The 22,881-nt window shown below is 76.2% G+C and carries 21 protein-coding genes; 15 read left to right on the top strand and 6 right to left on the bottom strand.

The annotated features are described in order from the left end of the window. Positions 1-15 precede the first annotated feature (15 nt). Entirely contained in the window at positions 16-1,554 is a 1,539-nt protein-coding gene (locus ACIA8Q_RS02130; protein WP_396316607.1) for a PLP-dependent aminotransferase family protein, read from the top strand. A gap of 132 nt (positions 1,555-1,686) precedes the next feature. Here ACIA8Q_RS02130 and ACIA8Q_RS02125 read toward each other — a convergent pair whose 3' ends face one another. Beyond that, positions 1,687-2,655, bottom strand: a complete 969-nt coding sequence (locus ACIA8Q_RS02125; RefSeq protein ID WP_396316606.1) for a LysR family transcriptional regulator — start codon at positions 2,653-2,655, stop codon at positions 1,687-1,689. A gap of 109 nt (positions 2,656-2,764) precedes the next feature. Here ACIA8Q_RS02125 and ACIA8Q_RS02120 point away from each other — a divergent pair, with 109 nt between their 5' ends. The 6 genes from ACIA8Q_RS02120 (at position 2,765) to ACIA8Q_RS02095 (ending at position 6,895) form a co-directional block, all read left to right on the top strand. Then, a complete protein-coding gene (locus ACIA8Q_RS02120; RefSeq protein ID WP_396316605.1) occupies positions 2,765-3,682 on the top strand; it encodes an NAD(P)H-binding protein in 918 nt (305 codons plus the stop codon). Then, positions 3,672-4,034, top strand: coding sequence for a darcynin family protein (locus ACIA8Q_RS02115; RefSeq protein ID WP_360220623.1), 363 nt, complete (start codon positions 3,672-3,674; stop codon positions 4,032-4,034). The genes ACIA8Q_RS02120 and ACIA8Q_RS02115 overlap by 11 nt, the downstream gene beginning before the upstream one ends. 172 nt (positions 4,035-4,206) lie before the next feature. Beyond that, positions 4,207-5,358 (top strand): glycoside hydrolase family 3 N-terminal domain-containing protein, encoded by a 1,152-nt coding sequence (locus tag ACIA8Q_RS02110; RefSeq protein WP_360220620.1) that lies wholly within the window; start codon positions 4,207-4,209, stop codon positions 5,356-5,358. A gap of 235 nt (positions 5,359-5,593) precedes the next feature. Continuing rightward, positions 5,594-6,061 carry a hypothetical protein gene (locus ACIA8Q_RS02105; RefSeq protein ID WP_396316604.1) on the top strand — a complete coding sequence of 156 codons (468 nt, stop codon included), beginning with the start codon at positions 5,594-5,596 and terminating at the stop codon, positions 6,059-6,061. Between the two features lie 282 nt (positions 6,062-6,343). Continuing rightward, complete coding sequence (locus tag ACIA8Q_RS02100; RefSeq protein ID WP_360220614.1) at positions 6,344-6,688, top strand: metalloregulator ArsR/SmtB family transcription factor; 345 nt, start codon at positions 6,344-6,346, stop codon at positions 6,686-6,688. A 42-nt stretch (positions 6,689-6,730) separates the two neighbouring features. Further along, positions 6,731-6,895: a DUF6126 family protein gene (locus tag ACIA8Q_RS02095; RefSeq protein WP_360220611.1), complete on the top strand. Its 165-nt coding sequence runs from the start codon at positions 6,731-6,733 to the stop codon at positions 6,893-6,895. A 62-nt stretch (positions 6,896-6,957) separates the two neighbouring features. On the opposite strand, the gene ACIA8Q_RS02090 is transcribed toward ACIA8Q_RS02095, so the two are convergent. After that, positions 6,958-9,534, bottom strand: a complete 2,577-nt coding sequence (locus ACIA8Q_RS02090) for a cytochrome P450 (RefSeq protein WP_360220608.1) — start codon at positions 9,532-9,534, stop codon at positions 6,958-6,960. 344 nt (positions 9,535-9,878) lie between these two features. On the opposite strand from ACIA8Q_RS02090, the gene ACIA8Q_RS02085 reads away from it, so the two are divergent. The 5 genes from ACIA8Q_RS02085 to galE all read left to right on the top strand — a co-directional run bounded on the left by ACIA8Q_RS02085 (position 9,879) and on the right by galE (position 15,938). Then, positions 9,879-10,655: a sigma 54 modulation/S30EA ribosomal C-terminal domain-containing protein gene (locus ACIA8Q_RS02085; RefSeq protein ID WP_360220605.1), complete on the top strand. Its 777-nt coding sequence runs from the start codon at positions 9,879-9,881 to the stop codon at positions 10,653-10,655. Positions 10,656-10,760: 105 nt separating this feature from the next. Then, positions 10,761-11,210 carry a hypothetical protein gene (locus ACIA8Q_RS02080; RefSeq protein WP_360220602.1) on the top strand — a complete coding sequence of 150 codons (450 nt, stop codon included), beginning with the start codon at positions 10,761-10,763 and terminating at the stop codon, positions 11,208-11,210. A gap of 440 nt (positions 11,211-11,650) precedes the next feature. Then, positions 11,651-13,897: an RICIN domain-containing protein gene (locus ACIA8Q_RS02075; protein WP_360220599.1), complete on the top strand. Its 2,247-nt coding sequence runs from the start codon at positions 11,651-11,653 to the stop codon at positions 13,895-13,897. A 98-nt stretch (positions 13,898-13,995) separates the two neighbouring features. Further along, a complete protein-coding gene (locus ACIA8Q_RS02070) occupies positions 13,996-14,778 on the top strand; it encodes a hypothetical protein (RefSeq protein WP_360220596.1) in 783 nt (260 codons plus the stop codon). A gap of 143 nt (positions 14,779-14,921) precedes the next feature. Beyond that, positions 14,922-15,938 carry a UDP-glucose 4-epimerase GalE gene (gene galE / locus ACIA8Q_RS02065; protein WP_360220593.1) on the top strand — a complete coding sequence of 339 codons (1,017 nt, stop codon included), beginning with the start codon at positions 14,922-14,924 and terminating at the stop codon, positions 15,936-15,938. A gap of 100 nt (positions 15,939-16,038) precedes the next feature. Here galE and ACIA8Q_RS02060 read toward each other — a convergent pair whose 3' ends face one another. Both ACIA8Q_RS02060 and ACIA8Q_RS02055 read right to left on the bottom strand, forming a co-directional pair. Beyond that, positions 16,039-16,743: a lytic transglycosylase domain-containing protein gene (locus tag ACIA8Q_RS02060; protein WP_360220590.1), complete on the bottom strand. Its 705-nt coding sequence runs from the start codon at positions 16,741-16,743 to the stop codon at positions 16,039-16,041. Between the two features lie 71 nt (positions 16,744-16,814). Next, on the bottom strand, positions 16,815-17,021 hold the full coding sequence (locus tag ACIA8Q_RS02055; RefSeq protein ID WP_360220587.1) for a hypothetical protein: 207 nt from the start codon (positions 17,019-17,021) through the stop codon (positions 16,815-16,817). 256 nt (positions 17,022-17,277) lie between these two features. On the opposite strand from ACIA8Q_RS02055, the gene ACIA8Q_RS02050 reads away from it, so the two are divergent. The 3 genes from ACIA8Q_RS02050 to ACIA8Q_RS02040 all read left to right on the top strand — a co-directional run bounded on the left by ACIA8Q_RS02050 (position 17,278) and on the right by ACIA8Q_RS02040 (position 20,602). Further along, positions 17,278-17,850 (top strand): DUF6542 domain-containing protein, encoded by a 573-nt coding sequence (locus tag ACIA8Q_RS02050; RefSeq protein ID WP_360220584.1) that lies wholly within the window; start codon positions 17,278-17,280, stop codon positions 17,848-17,850. Next, complete coding sequence (locus ACIA8Q_RS02045; RefSeq protein ID WP_396316603.1) at positions 17,843-19,462, top strand: LCP family protein; 1,620 nt, start codon at positions 17,843-17,845, stop codon at positions 19,460-19,462. Before ACIA8Q_RS02050 ends, ACIA8Q_RS02045 begins: the two co-directional genes overlap by 8 nt. Positions 19,463-19,675: 213 nt before the next feature. Further along, positions 19,676-20,602: an endonuclease/exonuclease/phosphatase family protein gene (locus tag ACIA8Q_RS02040; RefSeq protein ID WP_360220578.1), complete on the top strand. Its 927-nt coding sequence runs from the start codon at positions 19,676-19,678 to the stop codon at positions 20,600-20,602. On the opposite strand, the gene ACIA8Q_RS02035 is transcribed toward ACIA8Q_RS02040, so the two are convergent. Both ACIA8Q_RS02035 and ACIA8Q_RS02030 read right to left on the bottom strand, forming a co-directional pair. Next, entirely contained in the window at positions 20,592-21,053 is a 462-nt protein-coding gene (locus ACIA8Q_RS02035) for a hypothetical protein (protein WP_360220575.1), read from the bottom strand. The genes ACIA8Q_RS02040 and ACIA8Q_RS02035 overlap by 11 nt on opposite strands. 143 nt (positions 21,054-21,196) lie before the next feature. Next, positions 21,197-22,717, bottom strand: coding sequence for a DUF6777 domain-containing protein (locus ACIA8Q_RS02030; protein WP_360220572.1), 1,521 nt, complete (start codon positions 22,715-22,717; stop codon positions 21,197-21,199). Positions 22,718-22,881: the final 164 nt, after the last annotated feature.

The following is a 22,881-nucleotide window of genomic DNA, read 5'->3' as shown; positions in this document are numbered from 1 at the left end:
CGCCACAATGGCCCGGTGAACAGGTCCAAAGACGCACGGGCCGAGAGGTCCATAACGGCGGATCCGGGTGCCGACTTCCTCCAGCTGGACACCTCCGACGCCCCGCGCGGCGGCCTCACCGACTGGCTGGCCGGCCGGCTCCGCGAGGCCGTCGCCGACGGCCGCCTCCCGGCCGGCGGCAGGCTGCCCGCCACCCGCGTGCTGGCGGCCGAACTCGGCGTCTCCCGCGGGGTGGTGACCGATGCCTACCGGCGGCTGACGGAGGAGGGCCGGCTCGCCGGCCGGGGCCGGGGCGGCACGGTCGTCGTCGCGGACCCGGCGCCGCCCGCTCCCGTGACGCCCGCTCCCGTGACGCCCGCGCCCGCCCCGCATTCGCCCGCCCCGCACTCGCCCGCCCCGCCCGACCGCGTGGCGCCGGAGCTCTTCCGGGGCGAGCCCGACGCCGAGGTCTTCGACCTGCTGCGCGGCACCCCCGCGCGGATCGACCTCACCCCCGGCCGCCCCGACCTCACCGCCTTCCCCCGCGCGGCCTGGCTGCGCGCCGAGCGCGCCGTCCTGGACGGCCTCGCGGCCCACGACCTCGGCTACGGCGACGTCCGCGGCACCCCCGAGCTGCGGCTGGCCGTCACCCGCTGGCTGGCCCGCAACCGGGGCGTGCGCGCCGACCCGGACGAGGTGCTGGTCGTCGCCGGGACGGCCCAGGCCCTTGCCCTGCTGGGGCGGGCGCTCGGCCGCACGGGCGTCACCGAGGTCGCCGTCGAGGACCCGGGCTCGCTCGGTGCCCGCCAGCACCTCGCGCACTGGCTGGACGCGACCCCGCCCGTCCCGGTCGACGCGGAGGGCGTCCGGGTCGACATGCTGCGCGCCACCGGAGCCCCCGCCGTCCTGCTCACGCCCGCCCACCAGTACCCGACCGGCGTCGTCCTGGGCGGCGAGCGGCGGCGCGAACTGCAGCGCTGGGCGGGTGAGGGCGGCCTGGTCATCGAGGACGACTACGACGCCGAGCACCGCTACGACCGCCCGCCGCTGCCCGCGCTGCGCGCCGTGCTTCCCGAGCAGGTCTGCTACGCGGGCAGCGTCTCCAAGCTGCTCGCTCCCGCCCTGCGCACCGGGTGGCTGCTGGTGCCGCCGCGGCTGCGGGCGGCGGTGCTGGAGGCCAAGCGCTTCGCCGACCTGGGCAACCCGGTGCTGCCGCAACTGGTGCTGGCCCGGCTGATGGAGTCCGGCGGACTCGAGCGCCACCTGCGGCTGTTGCGCCGCCGCCACCGCCGCCGCCGGGACGCGATGATCGCGGCCGTCCGGACCCACCTGCCCGGTGCCACCCTCCACGGGGCGGCGGCCGGCCTGCACCTGATGGTCACCCTCCCGCCCGGAGCACACGGCTCCGACACCGAGCTGGCCGCGGCGGCCCTCGCGCACGGGGTGAAGGTGCACCCGTTGTCCTGGCACACCCGGTTGCCCTACCCGCCGGGGCTGGTGCTGGGCTACGCGGCCGGTGCGCCGGGGGAGATCGAGGAGGGGATCGCGGTGCTGGGGCGCCTCACCCGCCGGTGACGGCGACGGCGACGGCGACGGCGAACCGAGGGGCCGACCGCGAGCCGGTCACCCGGCCGGGCACCTGACGGTCGGTGGTGGGCGACGGTGCGCAGCGGACGGCCCCGCGGCCCGCGCCGCGGCCCGTGCGGCTCAGGACGCGTCGGACCCGCCCCTCCCCGCGGCGCGGCCCGGCCGGATCACCCGGCGCACGGCGCCGCGCAGCCACCGGTGGCCCGCGTCGGCGGTGTGCCGCGGGTGCCAGGCCATGCCGATCGACAGGGGCGGCAGCGGTACCGGGATCTCCAGCAGGCGCAGCCCCAGTGCGTGCGCCGCGTCGCTGAGCGGGGAGGGGGGCTCGCCCGGCAGCGCGGTCGGTACCAGGCAGACCACGTCGCCGGCCGCGGCCAGCGTCATCGCCGCCAGGTGCCCGGGCAGGACGGCGCTGACCCGGCGGCTGAGCCCGTGGTCGGCCAGGGCCGCGTCCAGCGGGCCGGTGAAGCGCCCCTGCCGGCTGACCGCCACGTGCTCGGCCGCGGCCAGCCGGGCGGGCGTCAGGGGCCCTTCGGCGAGCGGGTGTCCGGCCCGGACGCCGGCCGCCATGCGCAGCGTGACCAGCTCGTCGACCCGGGTCTCCGGGTCGACGTGGTCGATGGCCCCGACCTCCAGGTCGACCCGGCCCTCGCGCAGGGCCGGCCCGGCCTCCCACTCCTCGGCCAGCACCCGCAGCGAGACGCCCGGCGCCTGCAGCGCGGCCAGGCCGAGCAGACCGGGCGCCAGCGCCGCGCCGACCAGGTCAGAGGCCTGGACGGTGAAGGTGCGCCGCAGCTCGGCGGGGTCGATCCCGCCGCCGGGGGCGAGCAGTGCCTCCAGCCGCCGGACCACCGCGGCGGCCTCGTCCCGCAGTTCCTCGGCGCGGGGCGTGGGCACCATCGCCTGCCCCGCCCGCACCAGGAGCGGGTCCTGGAGCACCCGGCGCAGCCGGGCCAGGGTGCGGCTCATCGCCGCCGGGGAGGTGCGCAGCCGCGCGGCGGCACGGGTGACGCTCTGCTCGGCCAGCAGGGCGTCGAGGGCGACGGCGAGATTGGCGTCGAGGTTCGGGACTGGGCTGCTCACCGGCATCGTTCCGTTTCGGGCAATGATTCCTTGCTGAGGTTCCCATTGTGGCAATGCGGTGGCGGTCCGCACGATGAGGGGGCCCCAGAGATCCGATCCGGACACAGAGGTTTCCATGATCGTCATCACCGCCCCCACCGGAAACATCGGCAGGCGACTGCTGTCGCTGCTGGTCGACGCCGCGCCCGCCCACGGAGAGGAGCTGCGGGTCGTGGTCCGCGATCCCGCCCGGCTCCCCGCGGCCGTGCGCGGCCGGGTCGAGGTGGTCACCGGCTCGCACGGCGACCCCGCGACCGTCGAGCGCGCCTTCACCGGGGCCGACGCCGTCTTCTGGCTGGTGCCCCCGGACGCCTCGGTCACGCCCGAGGCGGGGTTCAGCGGCTTCACCCGCCCGGCCGCCCGGGCGTTCGCCGCCCTCGGCGTCGGCCACGTCGTCGGCGTCTCGGCGCTGGGCCGCGGCACCCCGCTGGCCGCCCGGGCCGGACTGGTCACCGCCTCCCTGGCCATGGACGACCTGATCGCCGGCTCGGGCGTGGCCTACCGCGCCCTGGCCAACCCGTCCTTCTACGAGAACCTGCTGGAGGAGGCCGACTCGATCCGCGCGGAGGGCGTCTTCACCGACACCCTCGCCGCGGACCGCCCGGTGCCGCTGGTGGCCGTCGCCGACATCGCCGCGACGGCGGCCGGGCTGCTGCTGGACCGCTCGTGGAGCGGCGTCGGAAGCGTCCCGGTGCTCGGCCCGCAGGACCTGTCGCCCGACGACCTGGCCCGCATCATGACCGAGGAGCTGGGCCGGCCGGTCCGCTACCGGCGCCAGCCGCTCGGGGAGCTGCGGTCCGACCTGCTGGGCTACGGCCTCGACGGGGCGTTCGTCGAGGCCCTCGTCGAGATGAAGCGGGCCAAGGACGAGGGCCTGGACTCGGGCGTCGAGCGCTCGCCGCTGGCGGGCCCGGCCACCGGATTCGCGCAGTGGTGCGCACAGACCCTCAAGCCCGCCGTCCTCGCCGCCCCGGAGGCCACCGATGTCCACTGACCGCACCGCACCCGTCACCGCGTTCATCCTGGTCAAGACCACGCCCGAGTGGCTGGCGATGACGGTGGCCGAACGCGTCGAGGCCTTCACCACCCGGGTCGTCCCGGTGATCGAGGCCCGTACCCGCGGCGTCCGCTCCCGCTTCTACGACACGGAGTTCTACTCGGCACGGGTCACCGACGTCTGGGTCTGGGAGGCGGACGACCACGACGCCTACCGGCTGCTGATCGACGCACTGCGCGAAACCCCTTTCTGGGAACGCTACTTCGAGGTCGTGGACCTGCTGGTGGGCGTCGAGAACGGCTACGCCCGCACCTACGGCCTGGAGCCGGTGGCCAGCCTGGCCACCTGATGCCGCGCGCCGACGACCGGCCGGTACCGCCGCCCCGCGCGGTCGCCGACCGGCAGGAGGCCGGCAGGAGGCCGGGCCGGACGGGGCCCGCGGCCGCGCGTGGCGCGGGCCGCCGCGGCGGCCGGGCTTGGGTACGCTGACGGACCGTACCCCCCGCCCCCTTGGAGGCGTGATGAACCCGCTCCGGTACACCGTCCGACTCGGGGCGGTGCTGGTGGTGCTGTCGGCCGTGCTCGGGCCGGTGCCGGCCGGGTCGGCCCCGGTGTCGCGGCGGGCGCCTGCGGAGAGGACGGTGGCGGTGTCCGGAGCGGACGCGCAGCAGCGGGACCGACAGCTGGCGGGGCGCCGGATCGTGCTCTCCTACGCCGGCCCGACCCCGCCGCCCGAGGTGCTGCGGACCATTCGGGAGGGCCGGGCGGCCGGGGTCATCCTGTTCGGCGAGAACGTCCAGAGCCCCGAACAACTGGCTCAAGCGGTCGGGCAGTTGCGTCAGGCGGCGGCCGAGTCCCGCGTTCCGGGGGCGCTGCTGCTGATGACCGACCAGGAGGGTGGCAGGGTGCGCCGGCTGCCCGGTGCGCCCGAGCTCTCCGCCCGCCGGGTCGGCGCCGCCCCGAACCCGCTGCACGCGGCGACCGAGGCCGGCGCAGGCGCGGCCGCCACCCTCACGGACGCCGGACTGAACGTCAACCTCGCCCCCGTGCTCGACGTCTCCGGCGCCCCGGACGACTTCATCGACCACCACGAGCGCTCCTTCGGGCGGGACCCGTCCGTGGTCGCCCGGCTGGGCAGCGCGTTCCTGGCCGCCCAGCAGGGCCTGGGCGTCGCCGCCACCGCCAAGCACTTCCCCGGGCTGGGGTCGGCCGCGCAGGAGGAGAACACCGACGCGCGCCCGGTCACCCTGCCGGTGCCGCTGGAGGAGTTGCGCGCCCGCGGCGAGGAGCCCTACCGGGCGGCCATCGCGGCGGGCGTGCGCCTGGTGATGGCCTCCTGGGCGGTCTATCCGGCGCTCGACCCGGCCCGCCCGGCGGGGCTGTCGCCCACCGTGGTGCAGGGCGAGCTGCGCGAGCGCCTGGGCTTCGAGGGCGTCACCGTCACGGATGCCCTGGAGGCCGGCGCCCTCGACCCCTACGGGGACACCGGGGCCCGCGCGGTGGCCGCCGCCGCGGCCGGGATGGACCTGATCCTCTGCTCGGCGCGTGATCCGCAGCAGGCCGAGCAGGCCACCGAGGCGCTCGCCGCGGCGCTGGGCTCGGGCCGTCTCGACCGCGGCGCCTTCGCGGCGGCCGTGGCCCGGATCGACGACCTGCGCGCCTCGCTGTCCTGAGCCGGGCGAGCCCTGTCCTGAGCCGGGTGAACCGGGGCGGAGGGCCCCGGGTGGGCCCGGGGCGTGATTGCGCCATCGAAGGTCGGATTTGAGTCCGCTCGGTACTTCCAAGGGTCAAAGCGAGTCATGGCAAAGGAATCGCATGGCAAAGTTTCCTTCTGGCAGCTGTGAAATGTCACATGTGCCACATCACCTGTTCTGATCCGTTTCCTCACACCCTCCGAAGGAGGAGCCCATGAACCGCATCACCCGGATCGCGGTGGGCGCGGCCGGTGCCGTCGCCCTGCTCGGCGCGCCCGTCCCGGCGCTCGCCGCACCGGCCGCCGCGGCCACCGACACCGCCACGGTCACCACCTGCGGCTACAGCGGCCTGCAGGCCGGGCTGTCCACCAAGGTCTGCGCCGACGTCACCGGCGACGGCGTCGTGATCTACGGGAAGATCGGCCTGGCCGGTCCGCCCACCCCGGACACTCCGTGGCCGCCGAAGCCGCAGGAGCTGCTGACCACCCTGTCGGCCGAGGTCGTCGGCGGTGCCCAGCTCGGTTCGGTGCACGGGCGTGCCGTGTTCACGGGCGGCGCCCTGCGGGTCGACGGCATCGCCGCCACGGCCCCGTGCGGCTCCACCGTCCACGCGACCTTCGGTGTGGAAGCGATCTGGCGGGGTCCGGCCCCGGTCACGGTGGATGTACCTGTAGTCTGCTGACGGGACGTCACCATGACGGCCGAGTCCGGGAGTTGGCAGCGTCCCGGGCTCGGCTTCCGGTGTTTCCGCGCGGCGTCGTGCGCCCGGCGGGCTCCGCCGGGCGCGCCCTGGCGGTGGGGCGACGGCACGCCGGCGGGCTCCTCGGCCGCAGGGTGCCGCCCGTTCGCGATCACTGTGACGACTTGAAGAAATCTTCATCCGTCGCGATGATGCTTGCCGGCCGCGGTGCGGACGCCCGGCCGGACGCCCACCCAGCCGCACCCGAGGGGAGAGACGCGGACGATGCCGGTCCCGCTGTACCAGGCCAAGGCGGAGTTCTTCCGCACCCTCGGCCACCCGGTCCGCATCCGGGTGCTGGAACTGCTCCAGGACGGGCCCCGCCCCGTCCGCGAGCTGCTGGCCGAGATCGAGGTCGAACCGTCGAACCTCTCCCAGCAGCTCGCGGTGCTGCGTCGCACCCAGCTGGTCGTGGCCACCCGCGAGGGCAACACCGTGGTGTACGCGCTCAGCACCCCGGACGTGGCCGACCTGCTGCGCGCCGCACGACGGATCCTGACCGAGCTGATCACCGACCAGGGCGCGCTGCTCACCGAGCTGCGCGCCGCCGGCGGCCGGCCGACCCGCTGAGCCCGCGCCCACCGGCCGGCCGACCCGAGGAGAACCCCGCCCATGAGCGACAGCAGCGACGGCACCGCCGCCCGGCCGGGCGACGGCACCAGCGAGGAGCGGAACAGGCGCCGGGCCATGCTGATCCGGGCCGGCATCTACATCTTCGCCACGCACCTGTTCGCGGGCTTCGTCCTGCTGCTGTTCGCGCTCGGCGACCGCCACTGAGCGATGGCCGGTGATCGACGGCCGGTGATCGACCGCCGCTGCGCGGCCGCCGGGCGTGCGCCTCAGTGGCCCGCGTCCTCCGCCACCAGGTAGCGGTCGCTGGTGCTGGTCCACGCCTGGGCGCCCTCGACCAGCTCGCGGGTGCCGTCCAGGTACCAGCGCCCCGCCGGGTGGCGGCGGCCCAGCTCGGCGCGCAGCGCGTCGCTCTGCCTCCGCAACCGGGCGATCCGGGCCCGGACGGCGCCGACGGCCCGGCCACGGGTGCAGCCGCGGGCCCGCTGCACGGTGAGCACGGTGTTGAAGGCGGCCGCGCTCTGGCGCTCCTCCCGCTCCAGCGAGTAGAGGTCGTTGATCAGCGTGGCGGCGTCGGCGGTGTTGGCGCGCAGCCGGTGCAGCGCCGGGTCCGCGTGGAGTGCGGCGGGGGCGTCGGCGCCGTGGACCCGTTCCAGTATGTTCATGAACGGGTAGAGGCAGCTGCCGTGGCGGCGCAGGCGCATCGTCTCGGGCAGGCCGAGGGCGGGGACGGTGCCGCGGGAGCGGTGCCCGGCCTCGGCGGGGAACGTCTCCAGGCAGGTCTGCCACTCCAGCGCGGCCCGGGCGCGCCAGGCGGGGGACATTCCGCGGGTCTGGCGGTCCCACAGGTCCCGCCAGGCGCCGAGCAGCCGGTCGTCCCCGTCGGGCTCCGGACCGGTCCGGCCGACGGCCTGCGGGCGGTGCTCCGCGGGGCCGGGGGTGCCGTGCAGCACGGCGGTCAGCGGATCGACGAGGGCGCGGGCCTCGGCGGGTCGGCGCCCGGGCCGGCCGTCGAAGCGGTCGTCGAGGATCGTGAACCAGCCCAGGACGTCCACCAACAGGTCGAGGTCGTCGCCGCGGGTGCGCGGGAAGGCGTGGCCGATCAGCCGGTGCAGGGCGTAGGCGCGGTAGCGGGGCAGTTCGGCCGGGGTGAGCAGGCCCCGCTCGAGCACCCAGTCCGCGTGCCGGAGCCCGGCGGTGTGCAGTTCGCCGGGGCGGCGCGGGGCTCGGTGCCGCAGGGGCGAGGCGGGCACGGGCACGGGCACGGGCACGGGCGCCGGGGCGGCTGCGGTGGCCGGGGTGCGTGGTGACGGGGGTGGCGGCGGGGGCGCGGTGACCGGGCACCGGTCCACCGGCCGGGCGCCGCCCGCCGGTCGGGTCGCCAGCGCGTCCGCCCCGGCGTCGGCCGCCCCGTCCGGACGCGGGCCCCCGGGGCCGCGCGGGACCAGCCGGACCCGCAGCCCCTGGGCCTGCACCGTCGTCCAGACCACCTCGCGGGCCCGAGCCCCGGGCAGGGCCAGCGGCCGCCACCGGCGCAGGATCGCGGCCGCCGCGACGGTCAGCTCGGCCCAGGCGAAGGCCTCCCCGATGCACTTGTGCTTGCCCGCCCCGAACGGCAGGAAGGACGGCCGCCCGGCGCCGCCGCCGTCCTGCCAGCGCTCCGGGCGGAACCGCAGCGGGTCCGGGTGGAGGTGCGGGTCGCGGTGCAGGGCGGTGAGGCTGTACAGCAGCTCGGTGCCGGCCGGGATCCGGTACGGTCCGAGCTCCACCGGCACCCGCGCGGTGCGCATGAGGAAGGCGTTGGGGGCGTGCAGCCGCACCACCTCCTGGGTGACGCTGCGGGTGTAGGCGAGCCGGCCGAGCGCCTCCGGGGTGGGCACGGTGCCGGCGGGCAGGTGCCGGTCGAGTTCGGCCAGCAGCCGGGTCTCCACCTCGGGGTGGCGCAGGAGTTCGTCGAGCAGCCAGGTCAGCGTGGTGGAGACGGTCTCGGTGCCGGCGCCGAACATGGTGATCGCCTCGGAGCGGACGTCCGCCTCGGTGAGCGGGCGCCCGGTGGCCGGGTCGGTGGCGGCGCGCAGCAGCGCGGGCAGGGTGGCGCCGTGGCCCGCGGCCGGCCGCTCGCCGCGTTCCGTCCCGTGGACGGCCTGGTCGACGACCCGGTTGAGCACCCGGACCGCGGCGTCGAAGCGCCGGTTGACCGGAAGCGGCAGTCGGGCGAGGGCCGGGTGCGGGTAGAGCGACTGGACGATCTGGCCCTTCACCAGGTCCGGAAGCGCCCGGTGGAAGGCCTGGGTGGCGTCCTCGCTGAGCCGGGCGTCGAACAGCGAGCGGGTGACGATCTCGAGGGCGAGGTGGTTCATCTCCTTCGCCACGTCGAGGACCTGCCCGCTGCGCCAGCGGCCGGCCCGCTCCTCGGTGACCTGGTGCATCACGGCGAGGTACTCGGCCATCCGGTCCGGCCCGAACGCGGGCTGCAGGACCCGGCGCCGGTCGCGGTGGGCCTGGCCCTCGGACATCAGCAGGCCGTCGCCGAAGGCCGTCCTGAGGGTGTCCTGGACGGCGCCGCGCGGGCAGTCGTGGGCGAGCGCGACGAGCAGGGTGTGGACCAGCCGGGCGTCGGTGACCACGCAGACGGTGCGCGGCCCGAGACGGACGCGGACGACCCCGCCGTGGCGGGCGAGCGAGCCGAGGAAGCCCAGCGGATCGCGCAGCAGCGCGCCGGCGTGGCCGAGCCCGGGGACGGCGCCCGGGGCGAGCGGGGGGACGGCCGTGCGGGCCGGTCCGGGCGAGGGCGGCGCGGCTCTCGGGGGGACGACCGGTTTCCGGGTCTCGGTCATCAGGGTCATGACATCACCTCTCACCAGAGGGGCCGGTGCGACCGGTGCCGGGAGGGGCACCGGCAGCCGGCCGGGAGGCGGGGGCCGGCCAGCGCGGGACCCCCGCGCGCACCTTCGCCAGAGGGCGCACGCCATGGGAAACGCGCCGGGTTGGACGGGCGTTGCGCCGAACGCGGGCGGATCACTCCAACGGGCCAGCGCCCGGACCACCCCGGACCGCCCCCCGGGACGGCGCTGACCTGCGACGACGGATCCGTCCGGAAGTCCCGTAGCGGACCCGGCGGGCAGGGTCTTTGGACCCTCGCCGCCCGGCCGTGCGGAGGCCAGCATGGTGGCGGAGAAGGAGGAACCTGATGACCCGTCTGCGCCACCCGTCCGCACTCGACGTCCGGGTGGAGATCCGCGGCGAGCTCCCGCACGAGGACGCCGAGTACGCGCGGGCGCAGGCGCTGGAGACGGCGGCCGCGCTCGGCCCCGGCACCCGGCTGCTGCGCATCCGGCTCACCCGGGCCCTGCATCCGTCGGTGACCCGGCCCGTGCTCGCCCAGGCCGACGTCGACCTGGACGGTGCCGGACCGGTCCGGGTGCAGCTCGCCACCCGCGCGGCCCGGGAGGCCGTCGACCTCGCCCTGGGCACCCTCGCCGGCCGCGCCGCCCGAATGCGCGAGCAGGGCGACATCGGGTTCGCCGCCGTCCACGAGAGCGTCTACCGCCCGCAGTACGCCGCCCGTCCGCTCGCCGAGCGGCGGATCGCCCGGCGCAAGGCCGTCGTCCTCACCCGCCGCACGCCGGAGCAGGCCGCCCGCGAACTGCTGGCGCTGGACCGGCGCTTCCACCTCTTCACGGACGCCGCGACCGGCCGGGACGGCCTGGTCCGGCGCTGCCCGCTGAGCGGTGCCGTCGAGCCGTGGCCCACCGGCGCCGACGACGGCCGGCCGGACGGCCTCGCCGAGGCGGCCCGGCGGCTCTGGCTCACCGGCGCCCCGTTCGTCCCGTACGCCGAGGCCGAGGCCGCGGCCCCGGCGGGTGACGGCGGCGGCTCCGGTGGTGGTGTCGGCCGCACCCGGGTCCTCTACCGCCGCTACGACGGCCACTACGGCCTGATAACGCCGGTATCGCAAGCCCGTTGACGGGCAGGAGACCGGACGGCACGCACGCACCACGACGGTCCTGACGGCCACCACCGCCACGGCCGCCACGACTTCCACCACTGCCACGACAGGGGAACCGGGACCATGGACTGCGACGAGGTCATGCTGACCGTCCGGATCACCGCCGGCGAGCGCGCGCTGCTGCGGGCGCTCGCCCGCGGCCACGGCGGGGACGTCTCCGAGGTGGCCGTGGACGGCCTGCTGGAGGTCATCCCGGCGCTGCACGACGACGCCTCCGTCCTCCCGCTGCGGCGGGTCCTGGCCAGACCCGCCCCCTGCGCCGTGACCCTCTGGCTGCCCTCCCCGGTCGCGGACCTGCTGCCGCTGCTGGGCGAGCGGATCGCGCGCACGGCGGGCCCGGCGGCGAGCCCGGCCAGTGCGGCGCTCTCCGCCGCGCTGCGGCTGTGGCTCGCCGGGGACGGCGCGGTGCTGGCCGACGGGCTGCGCCGGATCCACGGCGGCTGCGCGGGCGGGCGGGACGCGGTGGTGCGGTCGGGGGCCGCGCGGTCGGAACCGGCGTACGCGGCGGCCTGAGCCGGGCCCGGGAGCCCGGTTGGCCGGGGCTCGGTCCGGGCGCGTGCGGGGCTCGGTCCGGGCTTGGTTCGGGCTTGGTTCGGGCCGGAAGGAGCCGCCCGTCGCCGGGCCGGCGGGGCGTTCCTGCGGGACCGTCAGCCGGGCCGTCCGGTGGGGGAGTCGCCCGCGCGGGCGCCCCGGGCGGGCGCCCGTCGCCACCCCGTGCCGGGGAGTGCCCGCGGAGGGGCGCGCTCCCCGGCACCGTCGCGTCCGGGCCCGTTCCCGCGGCCGTCCCGGCGGCCCTTTTCTCTACCCGGTCGAGCCTCCTCGCACACCGGTCCGGAAATTTCGAAAAAGGTTTCTGTTATCCCCACCCGTCCCATCCGCTCTCCGGAGTGTCGGAAGGTCCGAGCCCCCGTCACCACGGGGGGCCCGGACCGTCGCACGAGGAAAGGAACGCGATGGGACACCGGAGCACGGAGCTTCGCCGGCGCCGACGTCGGCGGCTCACCCGCAAGAGCACCCTGGTCGCCGTGGCAGTGGCGGCCGGACTGGTCGTGGGGACGCTCGGCATCCGCAGCGCGCTGGAGCCGGCCGGTATGAGCAGCTCGGTCACCGCGGCGAGCGGATCGGCCGACCGCGCGGGGGCGGATCAGGCCGGCGAGGTCTCCGCCGACGGCAGCCGCCCGGGCGAGACCGGCACGGCCGAGGGCGGCACCCGCCCGCCCACGCCCAAGCACGACCAGAAGGCCACTCCGATCAAGGAGATACCCAAGGACCAGCCCGACCGCGGTCTGGTCTACACGGGTCTGAGCCTGCCCAGCAGCGACCGCTGCGCCGGAACCCTGGAGGTCGCCGGCGACAACAGCCAGTGCAGCCACGGCCCGGACGTGCCGCCGAAGGACGTCGACATCCGCAAGGACGTCCCGCCGGTCGCGGCCGCCGCCCAGGCGCCCGCGCTCACCCCCACCGCCAACGCCCAGGCGCCGGCCGCGGCCGACCTGCTGAAGGGCGGCGCGCCCGTCATCGACGCCGCCGGGAAGACGCTGCTCAGCGAGCCCGGCGCGGCGGCCGGCCCCTCCTCCTCCCCCCAGGGCGCGGCCGCGCCCGCCGGGTCGGGCCTGGTCTGCGAGGGTGACGGCAGCAGCGGCAACCGCGTCCAGGCGGTGTACGTGCACACCCCCGGGAACGACCGGTTCGCCCAGTACCTGCCCTCGTTCAAGAAGTGGGCGGCGGACGTGGACACCATCTACAACGCCAGCGCCCAGGAGACCGGCGGCGTGCGCCACGTGCGCTTCGTCACCGAGTCCGACTGCACCGCCTCGGTCCTGAACGTCCAGATCTCCGACTCCGAGATCCAGGACTTCAACGCGAGCAACCGCGCGCTGGCCGCGCAGGGGTACAACCGCAAGGACCGCAAGTACATGATGTTCACCGACGCCAAGGTGTACTGCGGCATCGGCACCTTCGCCGGTGACGAGCGCCCCGGCCAGGACAACATCAGCAACTTCGGCCCCTCCTACGGCCGCACCGACTCCGGCTGCTGGGGCGGGAGCACCGCGGCGCACGAACTCGGCCACAACCTCGGCGCGGTGAACAACAGCGCGCCCAACTCGAGCAAGGCCGGCCACTGCGTCGACGAGTGGGACATCATGTGCTACTCGGACGCGCCCAACTACCCGCAGATGCGGACCGTCTGCCCGGACCGCTCGCACGACGACCGGCTGGACTGCCGCCACGACGACTACTACAACACCTCGCCCGAGCCGGGCAGTTACCTGGCCACGCACTGGAACGTCGCCAACAACCGCTTCCTGATCGCCGGCAACGGCACCGGGCCCAACCCGACCCCGACGCCGACCGCGACCCCGACGCCGACCAAGTCGCCGACCGGCACGCCCTCGCCGACCGCGACGGCAACGCCCACCCGCACGGCCTCGCCGACCCCGACGCCGACCGGCAGCCCCACCGCCACGCCGACCGGCACCCCGTCGCCGACCGCCACCCCGACCTCGGGGACGGCGGGCCCTGACGTGACGACCAGTCAGATCACCCAGAACTCCGTCGTGCTGAGCTGGCCGGCGGTCAACTCCGCCGCGGGCTACGACGTCCTGCTGAACGGCCAGGCCATCGGCACCGTCAAGGCCACCCTGGTCGGCGTCGTCCGCCTCGCGCCCGACACCTCGTACACCGTGGCGATCGCCGCCCGCGACGCCGCCGGCACCGTCGGCAAGCCCGGCCGGGCCGCGACCTTCCGCACCCTGGCCGACGCGGGCCGCCCGCAGCCCGGCGCCAACTACACGATGGTCAACGGCCTCACCGGCCAGGCCGCCGACCTGTGGGGCAGCTCGATGAACGACGGCACCGTCGCCATCGCCTACCAGCGCACCGGCTACGCCAACCAGAAGTGGCAGTTCGAGGACGCCGGCAACGGCGCCGTGCGGATCAAGTCCGCGCGCTCCGGCAAGTGCCTCCAGCTCGGCGGCACGCCCGTCGCCGGCCAGTACGTCGCGCAGCAGCCCTGCTCCGGCAACGCCGCGCAGCAGTGGCAGCTCGCCGCCAAGGACGGCGGGTTCACCGTCACGGCGAACGGCGGATCGCTGGTGCTCGGGCTCAGCGACCGCTGGTACTACGGTGGTTGGCTGTTGGAGCTGCAGCAGCCGAACGGCAAGCCCTACCAGAGCTGGTCGCTGCTGAAGACCAGCTGAGACCGCCCCGGGACGCCGGGCCCGGACGCCACCACCCCACGGTGGCGTCCGGGCCCGGCGCTGCCGCTCCCCGCCCCCACCCACGAGGAATGCCCGCCATGCGAACCCGCCCCCTCGTCGCCGCCCTGGCTCCCGCCCTCGCCCTCGCCGCCCTGCTGCCCGCAGCCGCACCGGCCGCCGCCCACGGCGACACCGTCCACCTCGACGTCTCCGGCCAGCGCAACGGCCACGTGACCACCGTCGCCACCTGGGAGAACGACCACGACCTCGTCACCGAGGAGTTCGCCGGCTCGCTGTCCGCGACCTCCCCGGACGGCCGCTCGATCGGCCCCTGGCGCCTGGTCGCCGTCCCGGGCGAGCCGGGCACGTACACCACCCGGGAGATCGTCCCGGCCGGCCACTGGCGGGTGACCGTCGACTGTGCGTTCCCCTCGCTGGGGCACGCCGAGCGCGAACTCGACGTCGAGCAGGCGGTGATCAGCGACCCGCCGCTGACGGGCTCCACCGGCGCGACCGGGCCGGGCACGGGCCCGGCGGGTACCACGGGCACGACAGGCTCGACGGGTACGACAGGCTCGACAGGCTCGACGGGCACGACGGGCACCACGCCGAGCCCGGCCCCGCCGATACCCCGGCCGACCGTCGGCGTCGGTTCGACGGCCCCGACGACCGCTCCGACCGGCTCGGCCACCGGCTCGACGGCCCCGACCGGCTCGACCGCTCCGGCCGTCCCGCTGGTCGCGGGGGGCACCGACCCGGCCCGCGGCGCCGACTCCGCCGACACCCCCGACTCCGCCACCTGGGCCGCCATCGGCACCGCCGTCGCGGCCGTCCTGCTGGTCGCCACCGGCTTCTGGCTCCGCCGCCGCTCGCGGCCGTAGCACCCCCCCCGCTCGCGGCCGTAAACACCCCCCCCCGGGCGGGCCGTCGCCGGCCCGCCGGGGAACCATCGGGCCCGAACCACCGTCCCAGTGGTCACCGGGCGCCACCGGGCGCCCGGCCGACCGCGAGGGAGCGTCCGCGCATGAAGAAGGTCCTGATCACCGGTGGTGCGGGATTCATCGGCAGTACGGTGGCCTCCGCCCTGCTGGACCGGGGCGTCACCCCGGTCGTCCTCGACGACCTCTCCCAGGGCCGCGCCGAGTTCGTCGAGGGCCGGGTCTTCTACCGGGGCGACATCGCCGACGCCGCGCTGCTCGAGCGGATCTTCACCGAGCACCCCGACATCGACGCCACCGTGCACTGCGCGGCCCGGATCGTCGTCCCGGAGTCGGTGGCCAAACCGCTGTACTACTACCGGGAGAACGTCGCCAAGACCGTCGAGCTGCTGGAGGCCCTCCAGCGCCACGGCTGCACCCGGGTGGTCTTCAGCAGCTCCGCCTCCATCTACGCGCCCACCCCGGACGCCCGGGTCGACGAGAGCAGCCCGGTCGACGCCGGCAGCCCCTACGCGCGCACCAAGCAGATGATGGAGCAGGTCCTCGAGGACTGGACCCGGGGGGAGGGCGCCGAGCGGCAGCGGGTGATCGCCCTGCGGTACTTCAACCCGATCGGCGCCGACCCGCAGCTCCGTACCGGCCTGCAGAACCTGCAGCCCACCCACGTCCTCGGCAAGCTGATCGAGGCGCACACCGAGGGCACCCCGTTCACCGTCACCGGCGTGGACTGGCCGACCAGGGACGGCTCCGGCATCCGCGACTACATCCACGTCCAGGACCTCGCCGAGGCGCACGTCGCGGCGCTCACCCGGTTCGACGAGGTGATCGCCGACGGCGCCGCGGACCGCTACCGGGTCGTCAACGTGGGGACGGGCGAGGGCACCACCGTCCGGGAGCTCGTCACCGCCTTCGAGCAGGCCGTCGGCGCCGAGCTGGACGTCCGCGAGGCCGGGCCGCGCCCCGGCGACGTGATCGGCTGCTACGCCGCCGTCGACACCGCCCGCGAGCTGCTCGGCTGGAAGCCGCAGCGCGGCATCGCCGAGGGGGTCGCCGACGCCCTCGCCTGGCGGGCCGCGTGGACCGCCCGCCTCGGCGCCAGCTGACGGACACCGCGGCGGCCCCGGCCCGGGGCCGCCGCGCCGCCCGCCCCGGGCCCCGCGTTCGGGCACCCGGGGCGGTCCGCCCCGCGGGCCGCGGCAGGCCTCACTGCACGGCGGTGCCCGACTTCGCCCAGTTGTCGTGCAGGCGGTCGAGGTAGGACTGCGCCTGCGCGCCCACCTTGACGCCGCGGGCGAAGGCCAGCATGTTCCCGGCGCCGGCGTTGTAGCCCAGCGCGAGGAGCTCGTCGTGGTTCAGCGGCGCACTCACGCGGGCCGGCAGCTGGGCGGCCAGGTCGTGCAGGTGCCAGGCGGCGGCCTGGACGGCCAGGTCGCGGTCGTCGGGCAGCTCCTCCCACTGCCGGGAGGCGAACGGGCGGCCCGGTTTGGTGTCGTCGAAGGCGGCGCGGTGCATGTTGGCGATGCCGAAGGAGGCGTCCGGCTTGCCGCGCTGCCAGGCCCGTTCGAGCTCGGGGTCGTGCGGCTTGTAGGACTCGTTGTAGAGGATCGCCATCAGCAGCTGGGGGTTGACCCCGGCCTCGGCGGCGAACCGGCGCACCGGGGCCGCGTAGTCGGCCGGGTCGTAGCGCCCGGACGGCTTCGAGGGCTTCGCCGGCGCGGCGGACGCGGACGGCCCGTCGGCGGCCCCCGGGGCCCGGCCCGCGTCGGCGGGCGCGGACGTCGACGGGGCGCCGGACGGCACCGGGTCGGTCGGATGGCCACCGCCGCGCACGATGCCCCAGCCGGCCGCGACCAGGACGCCGACGACCAGCCAGCGCCCCCAGCGCGGCCCCTGCTGCTCCTCGCTCACCGCTTCCGGCCCTCCCCGTCGTCCCGTACCCGTGTGCGACCCTCGCACCGGTGATCGTGCCCCGTTGCAGGCTACTCGGCGGGCCCGTGCGCCCCGTCGAGGCCGCCCGGGAGCTCCCGCGGATGCTCGACAACGGTGTCGAAGACGCCGTCGCACCTGCCGTCCGTGCGGTCGTCGCCCACGTCGCCGACCTCCGCCGGGCGCCGCCCGACCACCCCGCCGTGGCCGCGGCCGAGGCCGGCCGCCCCGTCCGCGAGGTCCTCCGGACCCTCCGACATGGTGACGCTCCGCTCCTCTGGCGCGTTCCTGATGGTGTGCCGACGTGGCGGGGATCATGCCCGTCCTCACGACGGCCCACCAGGCGCTTCGCCCTCCCGGAAGTCGGCGGGTGACTTTGCTGAAATGGGTCGGTCGGCTCCGGTCCGGGCTCCACCGGACCGGAGCCGGTGGGAGTCGCCGCCGGGACGACCGCGTCCCGGCACGCAGGACGGCGTGCACGCGCCGTGGCAGCCGAATCGACCGAGGGAAGTGCGCATGGCCGGGCAGCGGGCGAGAACGCCGTACCAGGACGCGGGACGGCGCACCGACGACCCCGCCGTCCCCGCGCAGCGCACCCGGGCGGCCGACCCGGACGGGCCCGGCCCGGCCGCCGCCCCCGCCCGGCGCGCCGGAGCGACCCGGCGCCGCCCGCCGGTCCGCCGCGGCGGCGGCTGGCCGGTGCCGCTCGCCGCCGTCGGCCTGCCCCTGCTCGGTGGCGCCCTCGACGAGCTCGGCGGCCCCGGCGTCGGCGTGCTGTTCGCGCTCGGCGCCGTCGCCGGTACGGGGGCGGCGGCCGCGCTGTGCAGCCGCGCCGGGCGCTGGTGGGTCGTCACCGCCGCGCCGGTGGTGGTGCTGCTCGGCGCGTCCGGCACCGAGTACCTGTGGCACCCGGACGCCTACCAGGGCCGGCGGCTGGGCACCGGCGCGCTGCGCTGGGTGGTCGGGGCGTTCCCGGTGATGGCCGCCGCCGTCGGGGCCGCCCTGCTGGCCGTCGCCGTCCGGGTCGCCCTGGACCGCGCCCGGACCGGCGCCGTGAACCCCCCGACCGGAAGGAGCCGCCGTGGCTGAACGCACTCAGCGCCCCCGCCCCCGCCCGCGGGGCCGTGCCCCGCGCCGCGGCCCCGCCCCGCTCACCGTGGCCGGCCGCACGCTGGCCTGCACCGTCTCCATCGCCGTGCTCGGCGCCAGCGGCTTCACCTGGTACGAGTACCGCAGCCTCGACGACGGGATGATCAAGTCCGCCGCGCTCAGCGAGGCCAAGAAGAACGCGCCGCCGCACCTCGACAAGTCGGTGAACCTGCTGCTGATCGGCCTCGACAGCCGCAAGGACATGGACGGCAACGACCTGCCCAAGCAGTTCGTCGAGGAGGAACTGCACGCCGGCTCCAGCGAGATCGGCGGCTACAACACCAACGCCCTGATCGTCCTGCACATCCCCGCCGACGGCGGCAAGGTGACCGCGCTCTCCGTCCCGCGCGACGACTACGTGCAGACCGTGGGGGCCGACGGCAGGATGCACAAGATCAAGGAGGCCTACGGCATCGCCAAGGAGGCCGCCGAACTGAAGCTCGCCGGCAAGGGTCTCTCCAAGGCCGACCTGGAACGGCAGAGCCGCGAGGCCGGGCGCTCCGCCACCATCCAGACCGTGCAGAGCCTCCTCGACGTCCCGATCGACCACTTCGCCGAGGTCAACCTGATCGGCTTCTACGACATCGCCAAGGCCGTCGAGCCGATCAAGGTCTGCCTCAACCACCCCGTCGACGACCCGATCACCGCCCGCACCGCCACCCACGAGGGCGGCGGCACCGGGCTCAAACTGCCCGCCGGCATCAGCTCGTTGAACGCCGCGCAGGCCCTGTCCTTCGTCCGCCAGCGGCACCACCTCACCAACGGGGACCTCGACCGCACCCACCGCCAGCAGGCGTTCATCTCCTCCGTCGAGTACCGGCTCAAACAGCAGGGCGTCCTCAACGACCTCGGGCAGATGCAGAAGCTCTTCGGGGTGGTGAAGAAGGACGTCGTCATCGACAACGAGTGGAACATCCTGGACTTCGCCCAGCAGGCGCCCAACCTGACCGGCGGGAACGTCGAGTTCAACACCCTGCCGATCACCGGGTTCAAGAACGTCGGCGGCCAGGAGGTCAACACCGTCAACCCGGACCTGATCCGGAAGATCGTCCGGCAGCTCTTCTCCACCCGCGAGCCCGGCCCCGCCCCGGCCGCGCCCGCGCCCTCCGAGCCGGCCGCCGAGAGCGCCGCCCCGCCGCCCGGCGCCCCGACGACACCGGCCGCCACACCGGGCACCGCCGCCAGAGCCGTCGTCGACGTCAACGCCGCGGCGGGCGCCGGCGCGGCCGCCGCCGAGTCCAGGGCCCTCACCGAACTCGGCTACCAGGCCGGCCGGATCGGGGACACCGCCGCCCGCGCCAGGACCACCACCGTCACCTACGGCGCCGGTGCCAAGGCCGACGCCCAGCAGCTCGCCACCCGCTACGGCGTCACGGCGGCCCCGGGCGCCGGCGTGGCGCCCGGCCACGTCCTCCTCACCCTGGCCGCCACCCGGACCCCGGCCCCCGGCGCCGCCACCACGCCGCCCGCCGACCCCGCCGCGGACCCGGCCGCCGGCCTGCCGATGCAGGGGCCGGCGGTGAAGGCCGGCGGGATCCCGTGCGTGGACTGACCGGGCCGCGGGGCGGGCGGCGCGGCGGACACCGCCCCGTCGTCCGCCGCAAGGCCGTCCGCCGCCCCGCTGCCCTCCGCCCCGCTGCGCCGCCCCGCCGGCCGCCGGGCCGGCCGACGGCCGGAACCGCACCCGGGGACCCTTCGTCCTGAGAGGAAACGGTGACGGGAGGGGTACGTGGTGGCCGGTGGGAGCTGGTGGCGGACGGGTCTCGTGGGAACGTGCGGGGTCGCCCTCGTGCTGCCGGCCGGGCTGGTCGCGGTGCGGGTGACCGGGGCGGACGACGGGACGGTGCTGGCCCTGCCGATGGTGCTGCTGCCGTACGCCGCGCTCGGCACCCTGCTGCTGCTCGGGGTGCTGCTGGCGCTGCGCTCCTGGTGGGTGGCGGCCGTGGCCGGCCTGCTCGCGGTGGTGCAACTCTGCTGGCTGGCGCCCAGGTTCGTGGCCGACGGGGGCAGCGTGGCGGCCGACGCGCCGCGGCTGCGGGTGGCCACCAGCAACGCGTACCTGGGGCAGGCCGACGCGGCCGCGCTGGTGCGGCTGGTGCGTGAGCAGCGGGTGGACGTGCTGGCGGTGGAGGAGTTGCGGACCGCGACGGCCGAGGCCATGGACCGGGCGGGGATCGCCGACCTGCTGCCGCACCGGAGGATCGACGGCGACACCGCCCTGTACTCGCGCCTGCCGCTGGCCCCGGTCGACGCCTCGGCCCCGGCGGCCGCCCGGGCCCAGCTCGCGGCCGAGGTGACGGTCGGCGGCAGGCAGGTGCGGCTGACCGCCGTGCACACCTACTACCCGCTGGGCGACGCCCGCCGCTGGGGGGAGGACTTCGCGGGGCTGCGCGCGGCGGCCCGGGGCGCCCCCCGCACCGCGGTGTTCCTGGGGGACTTCAACGCCACCCTGGACCACGCCCCGATGCGCGAACTGCTCGCGACCGGCCTCACCGACACCCACGAGGAGCTGGGCGGCGGCATCCGGCCCACCTGGCCCGAGGACAACGCAGACTTCCCCTACCTGCCGCCGGTGATCCAGATCGACCACGTCCTGCACGGGTCGGCGCTGACGGCCGTATCGGTCTCCGAGCACACCGTGCCGGGCGCCGACCACCGCGCGGTGGTGGCCGAACTGGCCGTCACAGGATAGGAGTCGGACCCCGCCCGGCCAGGGCGCGGCGGACGAGCCGGCCGGCCGACCAGAGCAGGACGGCGGTCGCGGCGACCGCGGCGAGCACGTAGGTCGCCGGCATGTCCTCGTTCGGGTAGCGGTCGCCGACCACCCGGACGGTCGCCGGGTCGTCCGCCGCCGCCTCCAGTGGCACGGTCGTGCCGACCTGCGGGTGCTCGACCCGCTTGAGGCCGAGCGCCGTGGTGCTGAAGCCGCGGTCGCCGACCGTGTAGGTGACGGTGTAGAGCCAGCCGCCCTTGCGGAGGGTCACGGCGCTGACCGTTCCGTCCACCCGCAACGGCGCGGCGTCGATGCGGCTCGCGGCCCGCCACTGCGCGGAGGCCGCGAACAGGCTCCAGCACAGCACCAGCAGCGAGACCGCCGAGCCCGCCAGGGGAAGGGACCACGCCCGCGCCAAGAGTTCCCTCATGGCCCGGACGATACCGGCCGCACATCGCGCCGCAGGGGCCAGGGTGGTGGTTCTGACGAACTGTCAACTTCTGTCCACCGCGGGCCGCCACCGGCCCGCGGTGGGGTCGGTGGCGGCGGTCCGGGCGGTCCGGCCGGGCCGGGTCAGGGTGTCGCGGCCGAGGTGGTGGGGCAGGGCGGCAGGGTCGTCCCGGTGGCGGGCACGCTGGTCACGCAGGTCGCCGTGGGGGTGTGGGCCGTGGTGGTTCCGGTGGTCGCCGCCGCGGTGGCCTTCGTGCTGCCGGCGGCGGTTCCCGCGGACGTGCTGCCGGTGGCGGTGGTCTTGACGCTGGAGGCCGAGGAGGTCGACGAGGTGGGGCCGGAGGAGGTCGCGCCGGAGCTGCTCGCACCGGACTTGGTCGCGCCGGAGGAGGTGGCACCCGAGCTGGTCGCGCCGGAGCTCGTCGCACCCGAGCTGGTCGCACCCGAGGAGGTGGCGCCGGAGGACGTCGCGCCGGAGCTGGTCGCACCCGAGGAGGTGGCGCCGGAGGAGGTGGCGCCCGAGGTGCTGGGTGAGCCGGACCCGGAGGTCGTCCCGGAGGAGGACGAGGACGTCGCGGGCGCCGTGGTCGGGGTCATCTTCGACGGCGGGGGCACCCCCGGGGCCAGCGGACCCTTGGGCTGCTCCACGCGCTTGTCGACGACCTTGATCTGCCCGGTCACCCGGGCGAACCAGCCGGCCGTCTCGATGTTCACCAGGACGATCTCGGTGACCGGCTGCGGCGCCGGCACCACGACCACCAGCGTGGTCGGCTGGAAGCCCGTCCAGGCCTTCCCGGTGTACTTGGCGTTGCTCACCAGGACGGGCGGCTTCAGCGGGTTCCCACAGGAGCAGCGGACCCGGGGCACGCCCTGGGCGTCGACCAGCACGGCGGTGCCGGCCTGCAGCGCGCTCTGGTACTCGGTGACGGCGCCGGACTTGTAGCTGTGGTTGGTCACCCGGGTGTCCACCCGCAGGTAGACCGAGGTGAGCGACCGCAGGTAGGAGGGGATGGCGGACTGCTCGATGCCCGCGGCCGAGGCCCAGGCCCGCCCGCCGTCCCCGGCGGAGACCATGGTGATCAGGCGTTCGGTGTCGCAGCTGGGCTTGTTCATCGTCCCGCCGTACAGCCCGGCGGAGCTGCCCTCCACGCTGTGGAGCGTGGCCGGGGAGCCGCTCGTCGGCTTGCCGCTCTGCGCCGGCTGCTGCCCCTGGGAGGTCGCGGGCTGCGGGGCGGGCGCGGCGACCGCCTGGGTTTCCACCGAAGGGGTGAACGGGTCCGGTCCGGGATCCGACGGGGCCTGCAGGGCGACCTCGTTCGCGGCCGGCACGGCGTCGTTGTGGCCGCCCTGGTTGTTGACGATCAGCACCGTGGCCAGCACGGCCACCACCACCGTGCCCGCGGCCAGCGCGAGGCCCTTCCCGGAGCGCCACCACGGCCTGTGCGGCCCGCGGCCGCCCCCGGACGGCGGACCGCCCGGCCCCGACGGCGGCCCGGACATCCCGGAGGAGCCGGAGGAGCCGGACGGCGGACCGGCCGTGCCCCCGCCGGACTGGGGGCCCGACAGCGGGCCGGACGGGGGCCCGGACGGCGGGCCGAAGGGCGGCTCGCTCGGCGGGCCGGGCGGGGGCGGTTGGGAACTCATCGGGGCTCCGTTTCGCAGGCGGCCGGCGGGCGCGCCGACAAGGGGATCTCCTGCCACTGGGGTTCCATTTCCCCCCGGCTCCCCGGCGGCCGCAACAGCAGGTGCGGCCGGCGTCGCCGAGCGTGCCCGCCGTCCGGGTCGGTGCCGCCGCCGCCGGTCGCGCC

Source organism: Kitasatospora sp. NPDC051705, assembly GCF_044453265.1.
GTDB lineage: Bacteria > Actinomycetota > Actinomycetes > Streptomycetales > Streptomycetaceae > Kitasatospora.
Note: the sequence above shows the minus strand (reverse complement) of the source record. Positions and strands in the feature narration are given on the sequence as shown.